Here is a 24,043-nt window from a genome sequence, read left to right as displayed (position 1 = left end):
TTATCGATTCCGCTCTAACTCCCATTGCAGATAAGTCAAAGCAGTTTGAGCATCAGCAATGTTTAAATCTGGCTGATACCCTGCTGACAAGAGTTGTTTGTAATCTGGGTGCGTAGCAATCTGGGATATCAAATTTTGGGCTTGTTCAACTAAGTAGCGCAGATTTGGGTTAGACATCTCAATGCCAAGCCGTGAACATAAATCCTCCGCTTTCACTCCTATTGTTCCTGGCTCAATCTCCGTCGCTAACTCTTCAAGCAGAAATTGAAAGTTCGGGTGTTCATCGTTAATTTCAATCTCAAATAAATCTGCGCTCTTTGTAACGACGCTTGCCCAATCTGGTAAAGTCTGTGCAATGATCTTCGCGTAAAGTTTCATGATTTTCTACTATGGGATTAATAACCTAAAAATCCTCGGCAATCTCCAACAAAAAGCCGCGTCCCGTGTTCTGCACTTGCACCAGTTCTTTATCCAGCAGTGTTTGAATAACTGAATCGGAAAATTGGAACTGAAGCCGATGCAATGGAATACAACCACCACAAAGCTGAATCGAACGCAGCAAATGATTGGCTCTACGGTCAAAGCTGTTGTCAACCGTCTTAGGCATTTGTAAAACCTCCGGTGACTACGATTAACTGTTGTTGCAGAATTAGTATTTGCTGTTGATAAAACTCAATCTCTGCGGTAATTTCTGAGAATAATTCTTCTGGTGTAAGCGGTTGGATTTGATCCTCTTGCAAGTACGATATTTCGTCAGAGTTTTTGTTAGGCATCAGGACATAACGCCAGCCATCACCGAATTGTTCAGCCAATTCTGTGCCTGATGGGTAGTGGTAAAGTCCTAGAATCATGCCTTGTTCTGTGCGCTGCTCCAAACCAAAGCGAGGGTAGCCCCAGTGTTGAGGGATTGAGATTGTGGCTTGCATAGATTTAATGGGGGATTGGTGAATAAATAATTAGGGAAAGGGGGAAAGGGCAAAGGGGAAGGGAATGAAGAAATTTACCTTTTCCCCTTTCCCTTTAACCTTTTCCCAGGCGAAGCCCAAGATTTACGCTGTGACTAACTCCGCTTTCTCCAGCAGCCGTTGCAATTTATTGCCAGTTAGCTGTTCTAACGGTTGGTCTAAAATATATTCATCAAAAATGGATTTGCTATCAGTAGACACGTCCACCATCGACAGCGATGTCTGCGACGGGCAAAGCCTACGCACTGCATCATATACCGAGTTAGAATACTGCTGCTGACCTGAATAACGCCTCTTTACCCACCAGTTCCCGTCAGTGCATCCGACTTGCCCCAGTTTCACGCCCTTGTTGTTGTAAATCCCATCACCGAGAATTTCAAACCCATAATTCTGGCACTCGTTGAAGATATGCGCCATGATTTGGTTTTCGGTCGTGGGGGGTGTTGCTTCTTTTTCCTGCACAGGTAATGTACCGTCTTTGTAGTGAGTGTAGATGAAGCGATCGCAACGCATTAGAGTATTGGCACGAAATACTTCTTTATCGTTAACCATGACTACCCAGCGTTGCGTTAAATGGTTGTCGTCATGGCTGATGCTGGCTACCAGTTTGTCATCAGCGTAATATTCGTGATGGTCAAAAGAGATTTCGACTATTGTAAGGGGTTCGGGAGCTATGGCTTGGGCTTGGTCAGCGATGTAGCTGTCGAGTTCGGCTTGGGCTGTGGCTTGGTTGTCGGTGACTTTGTGAGTTTGGGTGGATTGGTGGGTGATAATTGCGTTTATCCAGGTTTGGGCCGCTCTTTTGTCTCCAGTGGGTATTACGCCGAGTTCGGCAGCAATTCTTTTGATGCGGGGTAGATTATAGCGGGAGAGGGCTTGCTGTGTATACCTTACATGGGTCATAATAGAAACTCCTGTAAAAAGGTCAAAGGGTGATCGCAGAGCCTACGAAACTTAAGCGGTCGCCTTTTGTTTTGTATGTTTCTATTTTACCGTTACCAACGGACAAGCGTCAAGCAACAACAGTAATTATTTTGGCAGTATCGAAAAAATCGGTAATATCGGCATTCAGTGCTTCACACAAAACGTTAACAACCTCTACTGAAACAGTGATTGTTCCACTTTTGAGGCGGGTAGCATAATAGTCAGGCTGCTCTAATTGCTGGATATATTGATGTGCAACCTTTAGTCCAAGGTCAGTAGTTTTTTGCTCAAGCTGACGACGGGGGATATTTCCACGTAATTCTGTTAGTTTTTTAGCTTGTTTATTACCCCATTTGAATGTTGCGATGTGTTCAATATCTATCATCGTAGTAATTTTTTTACCGTTGCTACTTGCCAGCATAACATTTTAGGTTTATTGTTGTAAGCAGTAATAACGTAGCTTACGAGAAGGTGGCATGAGCATTCATGTCATCAACTTTGTATTAATATGCAAAAAATAAGAACAGCGATCGCATCTGTGAGAAAAGCGGATTAGGGTAAATGAGTAATAGCCCTAGTAAACATTACCAACGCAAGGGCGTTAGTCCTAGTAATGAGATATCCCCTAGTAAAATGCGGCGAAATAAGGGCGAGGGAAGCGGCAGTATTCATTGGCGATTACCAGGGATAGCAGAAATTACCCACAGGCGTACTATCATTACGAGTTTTGGAATGTACTTTGATCACTTGATAAAGTGATCAAAGTACATTCCCAAGAGCTTGGCTTGTTGAACCGGGTTCAGCAGATGGAGCAAGAGAAAGCGGCAGTGAGGGAGATTTTGCAGGTATTGGCGGTGTTGAAATCATCAAAGCAGAATCAGGGCAAACGCACGGTATTTCTGAAACCCTTACGGCATAAGGATATTGATGAAAAAATTGGCTAAATAGAAAAACGCCGAAACCCTTGCTATTAAAGGATTATTGTACTTTAGATACGTTTGCTCTGATTTTAGCTCCTATCGTAAATTTACTGAATATTGCTAATATCAATCTGGAATCATGTTCTGTGCATTTGTAGCTTTGTATAGACACTACTTAGAATAACCGCTATGCACATTAGTATTACAGACGACTTGAAGAAGCAGTTTCATGCAGCTTGCGCTTTACGTGGGCTGAAGATGAGTCAAGTTGTAGTAGACATGATTGAGCAATGCTAAAAAATCAGTAGACCGAAAATTTTTGAAAGTTGACAAAGAATAAGGGTTTTAGACGACGTTATTGAAGCTTTGCATCACGTCCGAGACATTCATCTATATTGCCATGATTCGTATTATGGTCAGACAACTGGCATAATTTTTGACTGGTTTTGACTTTTAAAATATCCTCTAACGGGACTTAAACATTTTTGAGGCATAAACAAACCTCAAATCCATACAGGGCAAGGAAAATACACCAAATGCTCAAAAATGATTGAAACCTAGATATATCAAGAAACTAGGCAAAACGATGTCAAAGTCCCTCTGCATATAGACTTGAGGCTTTTTTATGGCTACTTTTTGTCTAAGTTCCACTAATAGATTATTCAATTCAGGAGACTAATCATGACTAATAATATTTATGCACTACTAGTTGGAATTGATGAATATGATTCAAATTCTGTTACTTCAATACCACCTTTGAAGGGATGTGTTAATGATATTACAGCAATGGAACAGTATTTAAAACAAAGAGTTACACAGGAAGGTTATACATTACATCTGAAGACACTTAAAAATCAAGAAGCAACTCGTGCAGCTATTATTCATGAGTTTCGGAATGACTTGCGTCAAGCTAAGAGCAGTGATACAGTTCTGTTCTACTTCAGTGGGCATGGTTCTCAAGAGCAGGCACCAGAAGAGTTTGTGGATATTGGGCTAAATCGACTGAATGAAACCTTGGTCTGTTATGATAGCCGAACTAATGAGGGGTGGGATTTAGCCGATAAAGAATTGGCAAAACTTATTTCTGAACTTTCAGAAAATCAGCCACACATATCTATTATCCTTGATTGCTGCCATTCGGGTTCTGGTACTAGAGATACATTACAAGAAACAGGAGTACGCCTTGCAAGTACAGATAAGCGAAACCGCCCCCCGGAAGAGTTTATCGTTAAACTTGAAGAATTAAAAACACTATTTAATTCTAGTAACAAAGAACATTATTCCACTGGCTTGAAAATACCTAGAGGTCGTCATGTTCTTCTTAGTGCTTGTCAAGCTACTCAGAAGGCGAAGGAAATTGATAGAGATGGTCAAACACGGGGAGCTTTTTCTTACTATTTATTAGATACGTTGCATCAAGCTAAGGGAAACCTCACCTATCGAGATTTGTTGGGACGGGCAAAAGCCTTAGTTAGTAGCCAAGTTATCGAACAGTCTCCTCAACTTGAATTGAATAGTTCAAATGATGAAAATCAACTTTTCCTGAATGGTGCGATCGCAGAACGTGAGCCTTATTTTATAGTTAGCCATAACGAAAAATATGGTTGGGTAATTGAAGGGGGCGCTGTTCATGGAATACAACTTCCTTCTAGGGAAGAAACAACTTCACTAGCACTCTTTACCTTTGATAGCCACACTGAAGACCTGCGCCACTCATCTAAATCTATTGGTACAGCTAAAGTAACTCAAGTATTGTCATCTGTAAGTAAGATTGAAATTAGTGGTGTTGAAAACTTAGCTACTGACCAAACTTTTAAAGCCGTTATCACTAGCCTACCATTACCACCTTTAGGGGTTTACTTAGAAGGAGATGAAGAGGGGGTAAATCTTGCACGAAATGCCATTCAGCATAGAACTCCTGACGACAACCCGTCGGCCTATGTCCGTGAAGAGCAGAACAAAGACAGCAAAGATATAAGGTATCGTCTGCTGTGCCGTAAGAATCAATATGTAATTGCCCGGCTTCAAGACGACCGCCCTCTAGTCAATCAGATTGATGGTTATACTCAAGAGAATGCCCAAAAAGCCATTCAATGCTTAGAACATATTGCACGTTGGAATGTAATAGCTGAACTTGGAAGTTCAGGTAATGGTTTGATTCAATTACATGATGTGCAGATGGAATTTCATTTTAGAAATCAAAAATATAATGAATTATTTCTACAATCAAAGGATGTCCGCTTGGAGTATAAGGAGATAGATGGAAATAGATACGATCATGCATTTAAAATAAAACTAATTAATAAAAGTGACAAGACACTTTATTGTGCTTTACTCGACCTTGCAGAGCTTTTCGATATAAGTAGTTACGATTTTTTTGAAGCAGGTAGCGTAAAGCTTGAGCCAGGGCAGGAAGCTTGGGCTAATAAGAATGTATTTCTAAAAACCGAAGTGCCAGATTCTTTATGGAAGCAAAGAATTACTGAGTATACAGATATCTTTAAATTGATTGTTAGCACCTCTGAGTTTGATGCTAGATTGCTAAATCAGGCAGAACTCGATCCATCTCGGACTAACGATGCAGACAGAGGAATAGATCGAGGGCTTATTCATAAAAGTACCCTAAATCGTTTAATGAATCGGGTTTATGATCGTGCGGCGAAGTCTGAAACCCCAGCAGAATATCTAGAAGATTGGATTACTACACAAGTTACAATTACTACTATCCGTCCTTTAGATAAAACTCCTATTTCTGACATAAACCCGAATGATTTAGGTTCAGGAATCAGGTTACAACCTCATCCGAGCTTAAAAGCAAATACTCGGTTAACTAGCGTATCTCAAGCCAGTCGGAATTTGGGGAATATAATTTTACCTCCCATCTTGCGAGAAGATTCTCAAATAACTCAAACTGTCGAATTTACTAATAGTCGCGGTACTGATCCGAGGTTAAGTGTGTTGGAACTTACTGATGTAGAGAACCCCGAATCTGTTACTAAAGAGAATCCTTTAAGATTGTTAGCTGATATTTCTCTAAAAGAAAGTGAACACCTTTTGCCTATAACCTATGACGGAGATTTTTTCCTACCTTTAGGTAGAGCAAAAAGAACACAAGAGGGCGGAACGGAAATTCAGTTAGAACGATTGCCAAATCCATACAGCACAGATAGAAGCGTACAAGGCTCCATTTGGATCTGTTTTGTGAAAGTAGTTAGCGAAAAGCTGGGGCGAAAATCTGAAAACTATTATTTAAAAGCAGTTAAAGTCGCTGAAAATCAAACTGTAACCCTGGTAGAAGATATCCCAGCACAGGTCAAAACAGCAACAAACATTTTGCTTTATGTTCATGGCATTCTGGGTGATACCAAAGATATGGTCAAGAGCGTTCAACGAGCTAAAGCGACTATAGATGGACAACAACGCTCTCTCAATGAATGTTATGACCTAATTCTAACCTTTGACTACGAAAACATTAATACATCAATCTCAGAGATTGCTCGTATTCTCAAGGCAGAACTGGTAAAAGTGGGACTAACAGCTAACCACGGTAAAACTTTACAGATTGTCGCTCATTCAATGGGAGGGTTAGTTTCCCGTTGGTTTATTGAGCGAGAAGAAGGTAATCAAATTGTCCAACATTTAGTGATGTTAGGTACTCCTAACGCAGGTTCTCCTTGGCCAACGGTTCAAGATTTAGCAACATTAGCTTTGGGAATTGGACTTAATAGCCTTTCGAGCGTTGCTTGGCCAGTAAAAATTTTAGGGTGTCTAGTTAGTGCGATAGAAGCAGTAGATGTCACTCTAGACGAAATGAAGCCTAATTCTGATTTTCTCAAAAATTTGGCTGCAAGTCCTAACCCAGGTATTCCTTATTCAGTGATTGCTGGTAATACCTCTATTATCCGGGCGGCTATGGAGCAAGAAGGAAAACAAGCTAGTAAATTAAAGCGACTGATACAAAAGTTAGGTACTCAAGTTGTAGAATTTCCTTTCCTTGGTCAACCGAATGATATTGCTGTGGAAGTGAATAGCATTAAGAAACTTCCAGAAGGGAGAGAGATTATTCTCAACAAAGAAGTAGCTTGTGATCATTTGACTTATTTTGTAGATAATTCAGAAGGTTTGAAGGCATTAAGTGAAGCACTAGCGCCGAAAAAAAAAATTGAGCAGTATATTTCGACCGCTTTAAAAGAAGATGTAGTAATACACATAAGTGAGCAAAAAGATAGCCTACCGTCCCAACCTCCCTCTGTTCCTGAACTAAATTCAACCTCTCAAGAGCAACTAACTCCCACTCAACAGCGCAGCCTAGTTTCATCAACATCTAAATCGAGTGATGAATTTGAGAATAGTTTTGCAATCGTTGTTGGAATTAATAACTATGAAAAAAAGCCTTTAGAGACGGCTGTTAACGATGCAGAGAAAATTTGTGAAATTCTCAAAGATAGATATGGCTATAAAGTTCAGTTGCTTACAAATGAACAAGCCACTAAAGAAAAGCTTGAAGAAGTGTTTGAAGACTTAAAAAAAAATCAAATAACTGTTGACGACAAAAAAGAAAATATTACGAACAAAGATCGTCTTTTCTTCTACTTTGCTGGGCATGGAATTGGTAAAGATCCTTATGACGATAGGAAAGAACTAGCAGGTTTCTTAATACCTCAAAATGCCGTTATTGATAATACAATAACCTACATAACAATGCAAGAATGTCATGATGCCCTAATCAATCTCGAATGTCGTCATATGTTGGCAATTTTAGACTGTTGCTTTGCTGGCTCATTCCGCTGGGCAAGCCTTACGAGAAAAGCTACTCCTGAGAATGTCACACTCTATAAACAACGCTATGATCGCTTCATTAAAGATCCTGCATGGCAAGTTATTACTTCAGCAGCTCAAGATCAGACAGCCTCGGATTTATTAGGACAGCGAGGGCAAAAAGACGATGGAAAACACTCTCCATTTGCTGCGGCACTTTTAGGGGTATTAAAAGGACAAATAGAAGAACAAAAACGCAAAAATGTCTTTAGCAGTGACATTATCACAGCAACCAAACTTTATTCATATTTGCGCGATGAAGTTGAGCCACCAAGCGAAGAGCTATACGAACGACAAACCCCAGAAATCTGGCACTTGAAGAAACACGGCAAAGGGGAATATATTTTTTTATTGCCTGGGTTTGAGCTAAATAAACTGGAGAATGCACCAGCGTTAAACGCAGAAAATAATCCTTACCGAGGATTGGAGTCCTATGAAGAAGAACACAGTCACTTGTTCTTTGGGAGAAACAGACAGATCAAAATGCTTTATGAGAAAGTCGATCAAAATGCTTTGACTGTAGTTGTAGGCGCTCCTGGAACAGGTAAGTCCAGCTTAGTCAAGGCAGGATTAATTCCTAACTGGAGAACGGAGCAGTTAGAGTACTTAAAAAAACAATTAAAGTTGGAGGAATTGCAGGATCAAGAAGAGCAATTAGAAAATTTAAAAGATAGAATAAAATACTTAAATACACAAAAAAATAATTTAGAAGATTTAAATAAACAAGAAGAAGACTTGAAAGAACAATTAGTAAAAGCAAATACAAGTCAGAAATTAATAGATTGGCAAGAAAAATTAAAAATAGAATCAAGTCAGTATTTGACAGATTTAATTGGATTTATAAAACCTCTACAGGAAACGGAAAAAAGTATAAAAGAAATAAACCAAAAGCAGAAGGATACAAAGAAAATTAATAATCAATTAGAAGAAGCAAAAACGAGTAAACAGCTAGCGTCTATACAGAAAAAAATAAGGATAGAATCAAGTCAGTTTTTACAAATTTTAGAAGATTTAAAAGAAATAGAAAAACAAATAGAGTTACAGAATGATTCAGAGTTAGAAGTAAAATTAGAAGAAAATAAATTAAATGCTAAAAATCAATTAGAACTAAAATTAAATGAAAATAGCAAAAATTTAGCAGACCAGTTGAAGAACTTGCAAGAACAGTCTAGAAAGCAGCTGAAAGAATTACAAAAGCAGTTAGAAACACAGTTATATGACTCGAAAAAGCAGTGGTATATTAAAGTCCGTATTGGAGAATCTCCAATTAAAGCGTTGAATGATAGCTTAGACCAGATACTTCGTTTTACTACTCCTAAGCAAACTTATGAGCAACAAGAGGAAGATAAAACTCCCTGGTTAAATAAGATATTTAAGAGGCTTAATTTGTTGTTATTTGGGGAGTCTAATACGTCGGATTCAATTAATTCATTTCAAAAAGAAAACAAAGAACTTGACCACAAATTATTTGAATGGAAGAACCATAGCCTTAAATGGCTTGGTGATAAGCGGCTGTTAGTAATTGACCAGTTTGAAGAACTAATTACCCTTTGTAAAGATGAGAAAGAGCGAGAGAATTTTATTAAATGGCTGATACAGACAATAAATCAAAATTCAGAATGGTTACGGATTGTATTGACAGTACGTTCAGATTTTGAACCGCAATTTCAAGACTCTGCCCTCAAGCAATATTGGACAGAAGCTAAGTTTGCTGATCTAGAAATAACTCGATCAGAGTTACAAAAGGCGATAGAAGAACCTGCTACAGTAAAAGCGATAAATTTTGAGTTAGATAAGGATCATAACTACTTAGTAGATAAGTTGCTGGATGAAGTAGGGCGAACGCAAGGAGCACTACCCTTAGTTTCTTTGATCCTAGATGAGCTTTACAACAAGCTTTCAGAGAAAAATGACTATGAAAGTCGCACTCTTACCCTAGAAGATTATGAAGAACTAGGTGGGGTGACAGAAGTGCTAACTAAAAAATTGGAATCAGAATATGAAATGTTTGTTCACCCAGATCGCTCAGATGAATTATTTCATGAAGTATGTGTAGGTTTTCAAAATTTATGTGAACAATGCGAACACTTACAAAAAATATTTGCAGGTTTTTACCTTTTAGCAGAATGGCAAGAAGCTCAAGCAATAGTGGAAGGTAAGGTAGTCAAATTTCGGAACGATTTGGAAGAACTACCAACCACTGATACGACTCTATCAAATGAGCAAAATTTAGTCAAAGATTCTCAAAGAATAATAACTTTTTATTTTTTGGGAGAATGGCAAGAAGAACAAGCAATAGGGGAAGTTAAAGAAATCAAATCATTAAGCGTAGATAGAGAAGAATTATCAACCTCTGCGACGATTCCGATAACTGATGAAACTTCACTGATCTCACAACAGAAACTTAGTGTAACGTGTCTTTTACCTCATTTAGCAGGGAAATTCCATTATTTAATTCTGATTTCACCGTTGCTTTCTCAATATCTGGACTTAGAGAATTCCTTCCATAAATTTGAAAAGTCTTGCCAGAACTACGAGGAGTTCCGCAAGCTATATGAGCAACATAAGGAGTCTTACCAGAAATGGGATAAAACTATTCAAAATGTAATGCTACGTATGGTGGCGGTGGACAGTCAGTTGGCTCGCCGACCTGTATTGAGGTCTGAGTTGGAGTATTCACATCCAGAAGAAAATAAGCGGGTAAATGAAGTAATTGAGGCATTTGTAAAAGCACGCCTCCTTGTACAAGAACAAAATATAGTTGAGCCTGTACACGACGTTGTAGTGCTAAAATGGGGCAGGTTGATAACATGGAAAAAAGATGCAGATGAAAATGTGCCTTTAAGTCTGCGACGGCGATTGAAACACGATACTGAGGATTGGCAGGAGAATGAGAAGGAGCAAAAGTATCTCTGGGATAAAGACCATCGCCTTGTGTTACTAGAAAAGGTATCTAATTCTAATGACAATTGGCTCAACAAATTAGAAGATGAGTTTGTCAAGGAAAGCCTGAAAAAAAGACAAATTCAGAAAGATGAAGAACTATCTGAAGATATAGAATCTCTTTCTATTACTAGAAAAGCAGCTATTTCTAGTAAAGCGGAACAAGAATATAAAAATTTTATTAATTCAGAGCAATTAGATCGGGATTTACAAAGTTTGAGGGAGAAAACTATCCGCAATGTGATGCTACGGATGGTAGTAGTAGATGGGGTTGAGTTGGCTCGGCGACGTGTACTAAAGTCGGAATTGGTTTATCCAAAGCCAGAAGAAAATGAGCGGGTGAATCAGGTAGTCGAGGCATTTATAAGCGCAGACTTGCTTTTGAGAACATCACAAGGCGAGAAAATTTATGTCGAACCAAACTGTGACTTAGTGCAGGCATGGGACAGGCTAAGGATATGGACACAAAACCAAAAAGAACATTTAATTTTATTAAGATGGTTGACACCAGAAGCTGTGTCTTGGCAAGACAACAACAAGGAGCCAAGTTTTCTTTGGTCTCGTAATCGACACCTTGATTCGCTAGAACAAGTAGTCAAATCAGATGATAACTGGCTCAACCAATTAGAAAACGAGTTTGTAAACAAAAGTATTGACAAAAAACGCTCTGATCTGACTAAATCGCGTATTTTACGAGGATCTTCACTTATTCTTCCAGTAACACTATTTTTTGGGATTTTTTCAAGCATTCAGAAAAGCTCTAATAACCAAAACCTAGTAGTCAATGTTTCACCTATATCTACTCCATCAAGTACACCTCAATTTGAACGGGATAGGGAAATCAGCAGTGGTGAAAAAATCCTCACAACCCCTGACCAATTAACTTGGTTAAAACAGGCTGGAGTGCAGGCGAGCGCTACTAATAATTTTGATAAAGCTGTAAAGTACTTAAAAGAATACCGGGACAAACAATCCAACGATCCAGAAGCCTTAATTTACTTGAACAATGCCATGATTGGTAATCATAAGTCCTACATGATCGCCACATCTGTTCCTGTTAGTAGCGATATCAATAGTGCTTTAGAGATGTTACGGGGAGTTGCTCAAGCTCAAGATGAAATTAATAAAAAAGGAGGCATTAATGGCATCCTGTTAAAAGTGTTAATCGCTGATGATAATGACGACAAGGATATTGCCAAAAAATTGGTAAAAAATTCTGATGTGCTAGGAGTTGTAGAACATTTCTCCAGGGATGTTACCTTAGAGGCAGAGAAAATTTATCACGCCGGAAAACTGGTAGCAATTTCCCCTATCAGTGCCTCCACTAAGTTAACAGGTTCCAGTAACTACATCTTTTGCACCGCCCCCAATGATTCCAAAGTAGCAAAGTCATTAGTAGGCTATATGCGATCAAAGTTAGGGAAGAAGAATGCTGCGGTTTTATATAACTCTAAAAGTGCCTCTAGCGAATCTCTCAAGTCAGAGTTTGAGAAGTTCCTTAGTAAAGAAGGAGGACAGGTATCAAGCGTATTTGACTTATCTGCTCCCAATTTTAAGGCGAATAAAAGTATAGAAGAGTCTATTAATACTGGTGCTGAAGTTTTAGTATTATTACCCAACACTGGAAAACTAGATGATACCCTTCAAGTAGTGAAAGCTAATAAAGCTAATAAGAAGCAACTTCCCCTTTTGGGTGGAGAGGATGTTTATACACCTAAAGTTTTGGAAGAAGGTAAAGATTATGCAGTTGGGATGGTTATTGCAGTTCCCTGGCATATTTTAGTCCCTCATAACAATTACAATTTTCCACAAGATTCAAGAAAGCTTTGGAAAGCCGATGTTAATTGGCGAACTGCCATGTCTTATAATGCTACCGTAGCTCTAATTGAAGGGCTGAAAAAGACCTCTACACCTCCCACTCGTGAAGGATTAGCTCAAATTCTTGGTTCACCAGATTTTACAGCTATGGGTGCAACAGGCGAGGTTAAGTTTGATGCAAAGGGCGATCGCAATCAGGGAATCCAACTTGTCGAGATAAAACCTAATACCAAATCTCGCTCTAAATCTGGCTATGACTTTGTGCCTATACCTTAACTCTCTCTACAAGTGACAGTAGGAAACTATATCCAGTATTCTTGCTTTGCACTAATTTCTTATCAAACAAATACTGAATGATTGTTTGCGAAAATTGAATCCAGTGCAGAGGAACTGAACCACCACAACCGTGTAGTGAACGCAGTAATTTAGCGGCTGTCCGTTCTATGTACTTACTTATCACCAGTTTTATTCATCTGCTCTACCTCCAGTTACAACGGCTAATTGTTGTTGCAGAGTTGCTATCTGTTGTTGATAAAGCTCAATCTCTGCGGTTATTTCTGAGAATAATTCTTCCGGTGTAAGTGGTTGGATTTGAGACTCTTGAAAGTGGAACAATTCATCAGAGTTTTTATTAGGTATCAGCGCATAGCGCCAGCCACCACCGAATTGTTCAGCCAGTTAAGTACCATTCGGGTAGTAATAAAATCCCAAAATGATACCGTCTTGTGTACGCTGATCCAAAGCAAAGCGAGGGTATGCCCAGTGTTGGGGGATTGAGATCGTGGGTTGCATATTGATTGGTGAATGAAGGGAAAATGAGAGAAGAATTCAGGAGCCAGAATGGGCTAAACGCCCCGCTACCGCTAACAGAAATCAGAATTTCGGGAAGAGGTGGGAAAAAGAGGAGAAAGGAAGGCAGATTTTATTAACTTCTGCACCCTGCTCTTTGTTTCTTTACTGACTCCTGACTCCTGGATTCTGACTACTGAATTACGCTGTGACTAACTCCGCTCTCTCCAGCCCGGATTTCTCACCAACTCGTAAAAAAATGGGGATAAAAACTGCTAAAATGTATATATGGCAGGCATTTCAGTAGTTTCAAACGATGATTCAACCAGCAACGCGTAGGCAAAGCCCGCCGCAGGCATCGATACCAAAACAGTTCAAATTTGAACAGCCAAAATCACCCCCAATCGTAGTAAATTTCACTGGGGGAGAGGTAACATCCGATGCTGGGTTAGGCTTAATTGCGGAACTAGACCGAAAATTGCAGATAACATCACGATTAGCCCTATGTTTCCAAGATTACCGTCAAATCAACCGAATGTTGCATCCAATAGAAAGCTTAATTGCACAACGGATATACGGGTTAGTCATGGGATATGAAGATTTGAACGACCATGAAGAACTACGCCACGATCCAATGTTTGCAATAGCATTACAAAAAAGAATCGGCAGAGAAAATAAACCAGTTATATTAGCAGGTAAAAGCACATTAAATAGGCTGGAACATTGTCCTGAAGATGTAGAACAAGGAGCAGACAGTCGTTACCATAAAATCGGGCATTGTTCATCAGGAATTGAAAGTTTATTTGTGAATATATTTCTAGAATCTTACTCTAAAGAACCACAAAAAATTATTTTAGACTTGGATGTAACTGATGATTTAGTACATGGGAATCAGGAGCAAGTTTTCTTCAATACTTATTACGCAGGATACTGCTACGCTCCACTTTATATTTTTTGTGGTAAACATTTATTGGCAGCCAAACTACGTCCTTCTAATGTAGACCCAGCATTTGGGGCGTTATCAGAATTGCAGAGAGTCATTAAACAAATACGTCAACAATGGCAGAATGTCGAAATTTTAGTACGAGGAGATAGTGCCTATTCCAGAGACGATATCATGACATGGTGTGAGTCACAGACTGGGGTTGACTACGTTTTTGGATTGGCGCAAAATAGTCGTTTAATTCAGATGACTACCACTACTCAAAATAGAGCCTCGCTTGAGTATGAGCAGAAATTATCAACAGTAGTTTCATTTTTAGAAACTGTATTTAAGCCAGAGTACCAACTTTCTGAAGTTGCTTCTGACCTGATTAATAACTCAATTTGGTATAAGTCTTTAGACTATAAAACCCGTGAATCTTGGAGTCGTAGTCGCCGTGTTGTCTGTAAAGTTGAGTATGGAGTCAAGGGAACCAATATCCGTTTTGTTGTTACATCAATTACTACAAATAAGATGGCTCCAGGTGAACTTTATACCCAGAAGTATTGTCCTAGAGGTGAGATGGAAAACCGCTTTAAGGAACAGCAACTGGAACTTTTTAGCGATAGAACCAGTACACACACATTTGCGGGCAATCAGTTACGATTGTGGTTTTCTTCTATAGCTTACGTTTTGATGAATGCCTTGCGGTCAAAATGTTTGGCGAAGACAGAACTACAAAACGCCCAAGTCGGAACTATTCGGACTAAATTACTGAAATTAGGCGCATTAATTACTGTAAGCGCACGGCGAATTTTAATTGCAATTAGTAGCTCAAGTCCTTCCAAACATATTTGGGCTGCTGCTTACAGATGCTTAAAAATGCTCCCGAATACCGCTTAATATTAGTTTTGATGCATTTCCACTCATCTGTAATTAATGATGCTTTGGGCTTGGTTTGATCCAAGTCTACTTTTGAAATGCTTAATTTTATAAACCGAGCATTTTGCTTTCATTACCAAGAATGACATGGTAACTATTTTATCCCTATAGCTATGGTTTTATACTAATTTTCTCTCCCTACCTAAATTTGAATTGATAATGTATCAAAAAAATGTCTTACATGACCTCATGTAAGACATTTTTTTATTGCTTGTGAGAAATCCGGGTCCAGCAGCCGTTGTAATTTATTGCCAGTTAGCTGCTCTAACGGTTGGTCTAAAATATATTCATCAAAAATGGATTTACTATCAGTAGACACATCCACCATCGACAGCGATCGCACTGCATCATAGACCGAGTTAGAATACTGCTGTTGACGTGAATAACGCCTCTTCACCCACCAGTCACTAAGCAATTCGCAATTCGCAGTTTGCAATTCGCAATTGTGAACGTAATTAGTAATTGAATCATTACAGGTGCAAAACTTCCTGTTTTTAGGCATGGCGTGTAATTGCGAATTGCGAATTGGTAATTGCGAATTGTTGTAGTTCTGGCACTCGTTGAAGATATGCGCCATGATTTGGTTTTCAGTCGGAGAGGAAAGCATGGGGGCAGAGGCGCAGAGGGGCAGAGGAGAAAGTTGTTGTAAGTTTTTCCCCTCTGCACCCCTGCTCCCCTGCACCTCTGCTTCTTCTTGCACAGGTAATGAACCGTCTTTGTAGTGAGTGCAGATGAAGCGATCGCAACGCATTAGAGTGTTGGCACGAAATACTTCTTTATCGTTGACCATTACTAGCCAGCGTTGGGTTAGGTGGTTGTCGTCATGGCTGATGCTGGCTACCAGTTTGTCATCAGCGTAATATTCGTGATGGTCAAACGAGATTTCGACTATTGTAAGGGGTTCGGGAGCTACAGCTTGGGCTTGGTGAGCGATGTAGTTGTCGAGTTCGGCTTGGGCGAGGGCTTGGTTGTCAACTTTCTGAAGCTGGGTGGATTGATGGGTGATGATTGCGTTTACCCAGGTTTGGGCCGCTCTTTTGTCCCCAGTGGGTGTTACGCCACGTTCGGCAGCGATTCTTTTGAGACGGGGGAGTTTATAGGGAGAGAGGGCTTGCTGTGTATACCTTACATGGGTCATAATAAAGTTTCCTTATTATTAGGGACAGAGAAAGCGCTCTAGATTACCAGTCCGGGCGCTTTCTCTATATTTAATTATTACTAATTAACTGGTACTTGTCAAGTGCTTAGTACCAGTTACTTGTGCTATGTTAATGGTGTAATCTATTGGTATGAATATGAAAGATTTAAGGCTAAGGGTAGGAAAAAGAGCAGAAGAAATAGCTGTGGAGCTTGGCGTAGCCGTCTCTACGGTTCGGAACTGGGATCAATTGAAAACAGCTCCTCGGATGACCCCTGTGGGACTCCAAAAACTTATGCAAGTCTACAACTGTACTTTTGATGAGCTAGTACAGGCGGAACTGGAGTCTGAAAATGTTTGACCTCCAGCCTATTAATCCTCTGACCCTAGCTTTAGTTCTTCTAAAGAGGCGATCGCTGCAAGTTAGCACACCGAAAATCTATCTGTGATCGATTTTGAGCCAATACCACTGAACCAAAAAAGGTGGATGCATGAACAACCCACCCCTCAAGCGTAAAAAATCCACCTCTGCCGCTTCTGATGATTCAAAAACACCACCTGACTCTGCAAACGAGGATATTTCCCAGCAAGAAAACCCAGCCTTAGCAACAATCACCGTTACTGCTGTTGAAGTTCCAGAGTTGACAGAAGAAGAACAGCGCGATCGCCTGCACTTGGAACGCAAAGTGGAGAGAGCGGTTTTTGAGGCAGGTAAAGCGTTAATGGAGTTGCGAGATCGCCGTCTTTACCGTTCCACCCATAGCACTTTTGAGGAGTATTGCAAGGACAGGTTTGGATTTCAGCGCCGTCATCCTTATAGATTAATCGAAGCTTCGGCTGTGTTTGATAATCTGATGAAAATGTGTCCCAATGGGACACAAACTGAAACTGAATCAAGCGATGCGGAAATTTATTCCAGTGGGACACAAACTGAAAATGAGGAAATGTGTCCCATTGGGACACAAATTTTGCCAACGAGTGAGCGCCAGGTTAGACCGATAACAAAACTGGAACCTCAACAGCAATGGGAAGTATGGCAACGGGCAGTGGAAGAAGCTGGAGGTAAAGTACCATCTGCTAGAGTTGTAGGTGATGTAGTACAACGGATCATGGAACGTACTAAAGCGCCAAATCCTTATCGTGTTGGGGAAGTCTGCCAAATCATTGCCAAAGATAATCCTGATTTACGAGGGAAAGGCGGATGTTGGGGGATAGTCAACCATGTGGGTGAGTTCAGTTGCACAGTCACAATGTGGGATGGGGAGTACACCGTAAGAATCAACCATCTGAAGCCGCTTAATTACCTGGAGTCAGAATGTCAGCAGATGCAGCACATTAGCGATCGCATTCATAGATTACGGGAAAACGAGAACTTGGAAGAAGCTGCCCATGCTGTGCTGAAGCATCTGGGGGAACTGAAGCGCCCGTATTTGACTGCGGTGGAGGAGAAGTTGTTGGGTTTGATTGAGAAAGAGTACGGTATTAATGAAGTGGCAGGCAATTTTAAATGAATTAATAAGTGAGAGAAAACAGTGATGCAAAGTATCAAACTAAATACTCATGTGGGGTCTGATGGGATTTTACACCTTGATATCCCATTAGGAATAACAGACAAAGAAATAGAAGTAATGGTGATTTATCAACAACTAAAACCGTCAACAACTACAAAAACACCAGAAGAATTAGGATGGCCACCCAACTTTTTTGAGCAGACTTATGATAGCTGTCAAGACGATCCAATTGTTATCGACTCTGAAGGTGATTTTGAGACAAGGGAAGAAATTCTGTGAGGTATTTATTAGATACCAATGTTTGCGCTCGTTATCTCAACGGTAGGTCGCTCTTAATTCGAGAACGTTTACACTCAACAAATGTAACAGATATTGCTGTGTGTTAACATTAGTCACGCACAACACCAGAGAATTTAGTCGCGTTAGTGGACTGGTGATTGAGGATTGGGAATAAGAGCAATGAAAACTAATGCTGCTCGACTACTGGATAAACTAGGTATTCTCTACCAAATCCTGAGCTATGACGTAGATCCTGACGATCTTGCTGCTCTTAGTACAGCCCAGAAAGTGGGTCTTCCGCCAGAGCAAGTTTTTAAAACCTTAGTAGTCAGAGGTGACACAACAGGTATCTGCTTTGCTGTTATACCTGGAAATGCTCAGTTAGATTTAAAAGCTTTAGCTCGAATTTCAGGAAACCGCAAAGTTGAGACAGTCGCCCTGAAGGAAGTACAGCCACTAACAGGATACATCCGTGGAGGTGTGACAGCTTTAGCTAGCAAAAAAGACTATCCAGTTTACCTTGATGAAACGGCAACTCTATTTGAGCAGATCACTGTTTCTGGTGGTATGCGAGGTATGTTGCTTCTGCTATCGCCAGATGATTATTTACGTGCCGTCAATGGCACTTTAGGGGCAATTATACAAAATTAAGGGTCAGTGGATGGATTTGTTCTAGGTTATAAACTTGCTAAAACAAGCAATTCAGTTTGCCAACCTTCATTATGGCTTAAGGTAAGGACAGTGTAACCAGTCTCGTACCTAAGATTATCGCGCTCAATTTTATCTTGCTTGCGTTTATCGGGGCTATCATGCACTGAACCGTCACAAAAAACAGCGATCGCCTCCTCCTCATAAACAAAATCTGGTTTACAGTTTCCCTCTGGAATAAATTTCTGAGCAGCATCAGGTAATTTGTAACCCCGTTGATAAATCTCTTGCAAAACCACACGCTCAAAATCAGAGTTAGGGTCTGTCTGTTCCAGCAATTTTTGATATTGCTGATCGCGAGAAAGCCCTTTGACTTGAGTAATAACGCTACTCTCCAGTAACAGGTCAAGCCAAGGTTTGATTAGGTGACGATTTATCAATGCATGGTCAAATTGATTGCGGTAAGAGAGCAAGCATTCATAGCAAGCTTGAATGCAACTGTCTTTAGGTTGTGTGAAATGACAAATGTCGAAAGCTGCATCAGCAATTTTTCTAAATGCCTCTGGTTTTTCTAATAGCTGAGAGAGTACACCTGCACCACCTTCAGCAGCTTCCCAGAACAGTAAATACTTGCCTTCGCCTAGTCTTTCAGAGTCGAGTTCATCGGCTTCTAATTTGTAAACGGCTTGAATCGCAGTTTCTAAGGTGTATTGCAAGGTGGCAATAAAAGCTTCTCTATCCTCAACAGGAACATTTAATGGCTCAACAATCAAGATATTGCAAGTATCATCGACCATTAAATTGACTTCGGTATGCAAGCTATCGGGTGTCTGTTGAGCCTGTGGATTTTTATGGTCGCCCCAAACACCCGTTGTTGGATTAAGCTTAAATCCTCGTTCTTCTCTATTCTTCTTCAGCCCCCGATTAATTCGCCAAATGGTAGCTGTAGCTCCATAGGTTAATTTGAACAGTGGCGTACCGTCAGCAGCTTGAACAATAGCTGATTCTCGCTTTTGGCTAGCATAGCGGAAATGAGTGGTGATGTTGTAGCCGTACTTGAGCCGTTCTTCTTCGTCGCAGGTAATGCGTTCTCGACGACGAGCGATCGCAGTTTCCATTGGCAGTACACGAGTCAATTTGGCTACATTGCCATGAGCATCAGGTTTAATTTCTGCGCCGCAGTTTTCACAAGTGTCACGAAAATCGCCGTCGTGATAATACCCGCAGTTAGCGCAGACACTCACCCGTTTATACTCGCCTTCAATGCCGCCAACAGATACTTTAGTTTTGGCCACCATGAATTTACTACCTTCGTAGTAAAGGATGTTATTGGGAGCAAATTCCCGTAATGCCATTGAGCGAGGGCGAGAGATGAATTCACCACCTTCACCAGCCGGAATAAATGCCCGAACCGGGAGGCGAGGAAAGTTGAACCCTGGTAAAAACCCTTCGGCGGCAAAGTAACGATAGGGATAAAATTCAAACTGGGAATTACTCTTGCCTTGGCTGTGTCCGACGAGTAAATCAATTTGTCGTTGTGCTTCTCGTGCCTGAGCTTCGGCATTGTTACGTTCTTCCTGGGCAACATCACCTCTAGCAAAACGGTCAATAGTGCGACGGGCAGATTCTAACTGCTTAACTGACTCTATATATAAATCTCGCCAACGCTTACAGGCACGGTCAAAAGCATTCAAAGCATTTTCAATGGTATTCTGTAACCAATTTACAGAATACCAAGAAGCTTTTTGCAGATCCTCTTGGCAGAAAAAGTCTGAGAAGATAGACTGGGCAGCTTGCAGACATTGGGTTAATTTGGCTTGGCTCAGGGTAAGTTGTTGGCGAATGCTGTCTTTGAGGGGATAGTTTTCTAATTCCAAGTCCAAGATTTTATTCATGGAATCTTCCAAGTAAACCCCAGTATGTGCCAGCCAAATCGAATATACGTGAGATTTAATTAAATCCTGGTTGGCTAGCTCTAGTTTTGGTGGAGCAACTACCCCAGCAACCATTTGATTTTGTCGCTTGAAAAAGTATTGATCGTGACCGCTACCAATGGAAGCATAAGTAATGACTAAAGCTTGCTGTCCACTTCTACCAGCACGACCACTACGTTGGGCGTAATTAGCAGGACTGGGGGGAACGTTTCGGAGATGGACAACGCTAAGGTCGGAAATGTCGATACCTAATTCCATTGTCGGAGAACAAAACAATGCAGCTAATTGTCCTTGACGGAATTTTTCTTCCCGTTCTTGACGGTCTTTGTTGCTTACCTGTCCGGTATGTTCTCGCCCTTCCATTGTTTGGATTTGCAAGGCATTGGTTTGATAAAAACCTTGGAAAAATTGGTTAACGGAAATATTGGGTTTATCGTTACCCTGCAAGCGGCGAGATGTTAAGGGATCGGTAGGGATTTCCTTGAGATTGGTTGCTTTCCATAGTAGTGAGTCTATGCGTAGCTGTACCTCAGATTTTTCTTGCACTAGGTAGCCAGCATCACACAAAGCATCAATTAGAGTAGTGATTAAGCTATTGAACTCTACATCTGTTAAAAGTTGGCTGCGGAGCGACCATGTATTTGGCGAATGGCTACGCCACGCCAAGGGCGAACGCAAAAATCGTCCAATTTTACTTCTAGTAGTAAGTTTAACTTTCGCTTTTTCATTACCACCAGTGCTAATAGTTGCCCAAGTTGCTAAGTATAAATATTCGTTCTCATCGAACACCCAAGGTTCTTTAAGAGCTTGAATGACTTCGCTTTTAAGTGAATCTTTCTGGTCTGGTTGTAAAAGTTTGGCATCAATTGCCAATTCTCGTCGCAAATGGTTGAGGAATGCTTGGGTAATGATGAAACGTTCTTGCGGAGTGGCTTGTAGTAAAAGAGGATGGCGGTGTTTTTGCCAAAGATTGTTGTCAGCACAGGCTTCTTGCAGTCCGTCATACTCAATTATCAACAGTCCGCACTGTTCAAGGTTAGGTTGAACGATGCGCCACCCCCGACGCAAGTCTTCGTAAAGACGATATTCAATCAGTTTACGAAAGGCTTCTTCATTGCGACGCTTCCCGACACCAAACTCTGCTGGTTGCTTGGCATGGTCGTTTTGAGTAATTCCCATGTATTGGACGACTACACTAGCTAATTCGCTGTGGGTGAGTTGCCCTTTGGCTTGAATTGCACCTAAAAGTGCAGCCCGTAAGAAACTGGTTTGGACAAAATCATTGAAATGTCCCGCTTGTAATGAAGCATCTTGACGATTATCAGTAAAACTGAGGATTTTGGCAGCTTTAGCTTCCTCGCCTGTGAAGACTTTCTTGAGGCGGCTGGTGGTAGAAAGACAAAGCAGAGTGGTCGCGGTACTGCGTCCTTCACTACTTAGGCGAGAGAGTTTAGCAAATTCGTTTCGCTTCTTATCATGAAGTACGCCGCAGTTCAGACAGGTCAGAAAGGGCTTAGGAATAAACCAACAAGTGGTTCCTTGCAACAAGGAGGATGTAACTTTACCATTGGGTAGAATTTGAAGTTTGCGAGGAATAAACCGTACAAAGTCTTTTTTGGCAACCCGTCCTTTCTTTTTGGTTTCACTAAACCAAGAGTCAGGAAGTCTATCTTCATCGCTTGTATCCCAAAGTTCTGGTTCATCGAGGGTGAGATAACCTTCGGTAATATCTGCATCGTCAGGACTGATATCTAATGCAGTGGGCAATTGGGGCAGGATAATATGCTTATCGGCATCGTAGCGAACGACATAATAATCTTGTCCGCATTCCCGGCAAAAAACGAGGGGATAAAGTAGGCGGTTGTCGGTGGTTGTATATTGACCTTCAAGGGTTAAATGGCGTTTGTCTCGATTTTCAATTGTGGCGTAAACGCTTCCCCCTTGGGAAATGAACTGATGTAGGCGAAAAGCAAGTCCATTAATCTTGCTTCCCCAAAGGAACATCTGTTTGAGGACTGTTAAACAAGTTTCCTCTAGAAGCTGGGTTTGTTGGGCAAGTTTGGTTGCACCTGTTTCTAAGCTGATGGGTTGACGGCGAACGAGATGCCCTTCTCTTTCTTCTAAACCGAAGTTCATCTCGATCCAGTAGCTCAGGGAATGGTTTCGGAATTCTGTTAGTGTTTGTTCTAATTCGGTTGGTAAACCTGCCAAGATTCCTTGGCACAGTTGTTCAATAGTAGGTTCAGCGCGTTGGATAGAACGTTCTAGGGTTTCATCAATGACATTTCCGGGTTTGATTTCCACGCCAAATAACTTACTAGCGACATCTGCCACAACCTGACGGCGTTGTTCGCGGGAACCGACCGTTGACATAGTGGCACTTGTACCAATGCAGAGTAATTCGTCATTACTTTTGCTACGCTGACGGAGTTTGCGGATCAATATGGCAACGTCTGCACCTTGTCGTCCCCGATAGGTGTGTAATTCATCCAGTATCAGGAATTTTAAATTGGGAGACTCGACCAGTTTATTCTCGTGAGTGCGTGAGAGCATTAACTCTAGCATCACGTAGTTGGTGAGTAAAATATGGGGTGGATTGTTTTGAATTTCGGTTTTCTTGGTTAAACTTTCTTGCCCGGTGTATTTTTCAACACGAATATGAGTATTCGGAACTTGGCGTAAAAATTTGTCGAGTTCTTCTTTTTGGGAGTTAATTAAGGCATTCATGGGATAAACCAATATTGCCCTGACTCCTGAAATTTCAGGATGACGCAGTAAATCATCGAAGATCGGCACGACGTAAGTCATGCTTTTACCCGAACCTGTGCCTGTGGTAACAACGTAAGGTTCTTGGCGTTGTGCGGTTTCAAATGCTTGCTTTTGGTGGTAATGGAAAATAAAGGGTGTGCCGTCTTTTTTGTAGAAATATTTTTCGCAGTCTGGATGAAGGGTTCGCTGTTGTACTAATTCTTTGACTGTTGCACCCTTTTTATAGCTAGGATTGAGTTGAACTAGGGGGTCAGTCCAAAGTTGCCCCTTGTCTAATTCTGCGTCTACAAATTCTTTGACTTTGCGATCGCGGATTTTGAGGAAGCTTTCTATATAGCGGCGGTAATCGCCTATTACCTCGTTGCGGAAGTTAAAGATATCAAGGGAATCAGGAATTGATAATTGGGACGACGTGCCTTTTTGTTGTGTGGCTGTGCGTCCTAAGCGATGGTCAATGTATTGGTAAAGTTGGTTGGCAAAGGTGTCTGTTAGGGTGTTAGTGTCAAAAATATCTGTTAGTTCTGCATCATCCCATTCTTGGGGAACATGGGTGAAAATTAGGTTTAGTTGTTCAGAGGTGATAGAAACAATATTTGTACAATCAACTAATGCTAATCTTTGTCCGATGAGGGAACTAATAGATAAAATAGCCGATTCTGGCTGTTTGATTAATTCTTGTAGTTTGACCGGGATTTTCATAATTAAAAGCTGATATGATAATAT

Annotated in this window: 14 protein-coding genes; 6 read left to right on the top strand and 8 right to left on the bottom strand. The window is 40.7% G+C overall.

Going from position 1 to position 24,043, the window contains the following annotated elements:
• The 5 genes from NLP_RS34465 to NLP_RS31760 form a co-directional block, all read right to left on the bottom strand.
• Positions 1 to 378: a hypothetical protein gene (locus tag NLP_RS34465; RefSeq protein WP_199784908.1), complete on the bottom strand. Its 378-nt coding sequence runs from the start codon at positions 376 to 378 to the stop codon at positions 1 to 3.
• 25 nt (positions 379 to 403) lie between these two features.
• Positions 404 to 607 carry a hypothetical protein gene (locus tag NLP_RS31775; protein WP_104910179.1) on the bottom strand — a complete coding sequence of 68 codons (204 nt, stop codon included), beginning with the start codon at positions 605 to 607 and terminating at the stop codon, positions 404 to 406.
• Entirely contained in the window at positions 600 to 926 is a 327-nt protein-coding gene (locus NLP_RS31770) for a hypothetical protein (RefSeq protein WP_104910178.1), read from the bottom strand. The genes NLP_RS31775 and NLP_RS31770 overlap by 8 nt, the downstream gene beginning before the upstream one ends.
• A 123-nt stretch (positions 927 to 1,049) precedes the next feature.
• Entirely contained in the window at positions 1,050 to 1,868 is an 819-nt protein-coding gene (locus tag NLP_RS31765; protein ID WP_104910177.1) for a hypothetical protein, read from the bottom strand.
• 109 nt (positions 1,869 to 1,977) lie between these two features.
• Positions 1,978 to 2,310, bottom strand: a complete 333-nt coding sequence (locus tag NLP_RS31760) for a hypothetical protein (protein ID WP_104910176.1) — start codon at positions 2,308 to 2,310, stop codon at positions 1,978 to 1,980.
• Between the two features lie 334 nt (positions 2,311 to 2,644).
• Between NLP_RS31760 and NLP_RS31755 the strand changes: the two genes are divergently transcribed.
• Together NLP_RS31755 and NLP_RS31750 are read left to right on the top strand one after the other, a co-directional pair.
• A complete protein-coding gene (locus NLP_RS31755) occupies positions 2,645 to 2,833 on the top strand; it encodes a hypothetical protein (RefSeq protein WP_104910175.1) in 189 nt (62 codons plus the stop codon).
• A 657-nt stretch (positions 2,834 to 3,490) separates the two neighbouring features.
• The gene (locus tag NLP_RS31750; protein WP_104910174.1) at positions 3,491 to 12,664 is read left to right on the top strand and encodes an nSTAND1 domain-containing NTPase; all 9,174 of its coding nucleotides are present in this window, start codon (positions 3,491 to 3,493) and stop codon (positions 12,662 to 12,664) included.
• A gap of 189 nt (positions 12,665 to 12,853) precedes the next feature.
• Here NLP_RS31750 and NLP_RS35375 read toward each other — a convergent pair whose 3' ends face one another.
• Entirely contained in the window at positions 12,854 to 13,003 is a 150-nt protein-coding gene (locus NLP_RS35375) for a hypothetical protein (protein WP_234017402.1), read from the bottom strand.
• Positions 13,004 to 13,493: 490 nt separating this feature from the next.
• Between NLP_RS35375 and NLP_RS31740 the strand changes: the two genes are divergently transcribed.
• Positions 13,494 to 15,002 (top strand): IS1380 family transposase, encoded by a 1,509-nt coding sequence (locus NLP_RS31740; RefSeq protein WP_104910173.1) that lies wholly within the window; start codon positions 13,494 to 13,496, stop codon positions 15,000 to 15,002.
• Between the two features lie 226 nt (positions 15,003 to 15,228).
• On the opposite strand, the gene NLP_RS31735 is transcribed toward NLP_RS31740, so the two are convergent.
• On the bottom strand, positions 15,229 to 16,179 hold the full coding sequence (locus tag NLP_RS31735) for a hypothetical protein (protein ID WP_104910172.1): 951 nt from the start codon (positions 16,177 to 16,179) through the stop codon (positions 15,229 to 15,231).
• 491 nt (positions 16,180 to 16,670) lie between these two features.
• Here NLP_RS31735 and NLP_RS31725 point away from each other — a divergent pair, with 491 nt between their 5' ends.
• The 3 genes from NLP_RS31725 to ybaK all read left to right on the top strand — a co-directional run bounded on the left by NLP_RS31725 (position 16,671) and on the right by ybaK (position 18,620).
• Positions 16,671 to 17,690 carry a hypothetical protein gene (locus NLP_RS31725; protein ID WP_104910171.1) on the top strand — a complete coding sequence of 340 codons (1,020 nt, stop codon included), beginning with the start codon at positions 16,671 to 16,673 and terminating at the stop codon, positions 17,688 to 17,690.
• A gap of 24 nt (positions 17,691 to 17,714) precedes the next feature.
• Positions 17,715 to 17,969, top strand: a complete 255-nt coding sequence (locus NLP_RS31720; protein ID WP_104910170.1) for a hypothetical protein — start codon at positions 17,715 to 17,717, stop codon at positions 17,967 to 17,969.
• Between the two features lie 180 nt (positions 17,970 to 18,149).
• Complete coding sequence (ybaK, locus tag NLP_RS31715; protein ID WP_104910169.1) at positions 18,150 to 18,620, top strand: Cys-tRNA(Pro) deacylase; 471 nt, start codon at positions 18,150 to 18,152, stop codon at positions 18,618 to 18,620.
• A 26-nt stretch (positions 18,621 to 18,646) separates the two neighbouring features.
• Here ybaK and NLP_RS31710 read toward each other — a convergent pair whose 3' ends face one another.
• Positions 18,647 to 24,019 carry a DEAD/DEAH box helicase gene (locus NLP_RS31710; RefSeq protein WP_104910168.1) on the bottom strand — a complete coding sequence of 1,791 codons (5,373 nt, stop codon included), beginning with the start codon at positions 24,017 to 24,019 and terminating at the stop codon, positions 18,647 to 18,649.
• Positions 24,020 to 24,043 lie beyond the last annotated feature (24 nt).

Origin of the sequence: Nostoc sp. 'Lobaria pulmonaria (5183) cyanobiont' (genome assembly GCF_002949795.1) — a bacterium.
Lineage (GTDB): Bacteria > Cyanobacteriota > Cyanobacteriia > Cyanobacteriales > Nostocaceae > Nostoc.
The sequence above is the reverse complement of the archived record's forward strand: the minus strand, read 5'-3'. Positions and strand labels throughout refer to the sequence as shown.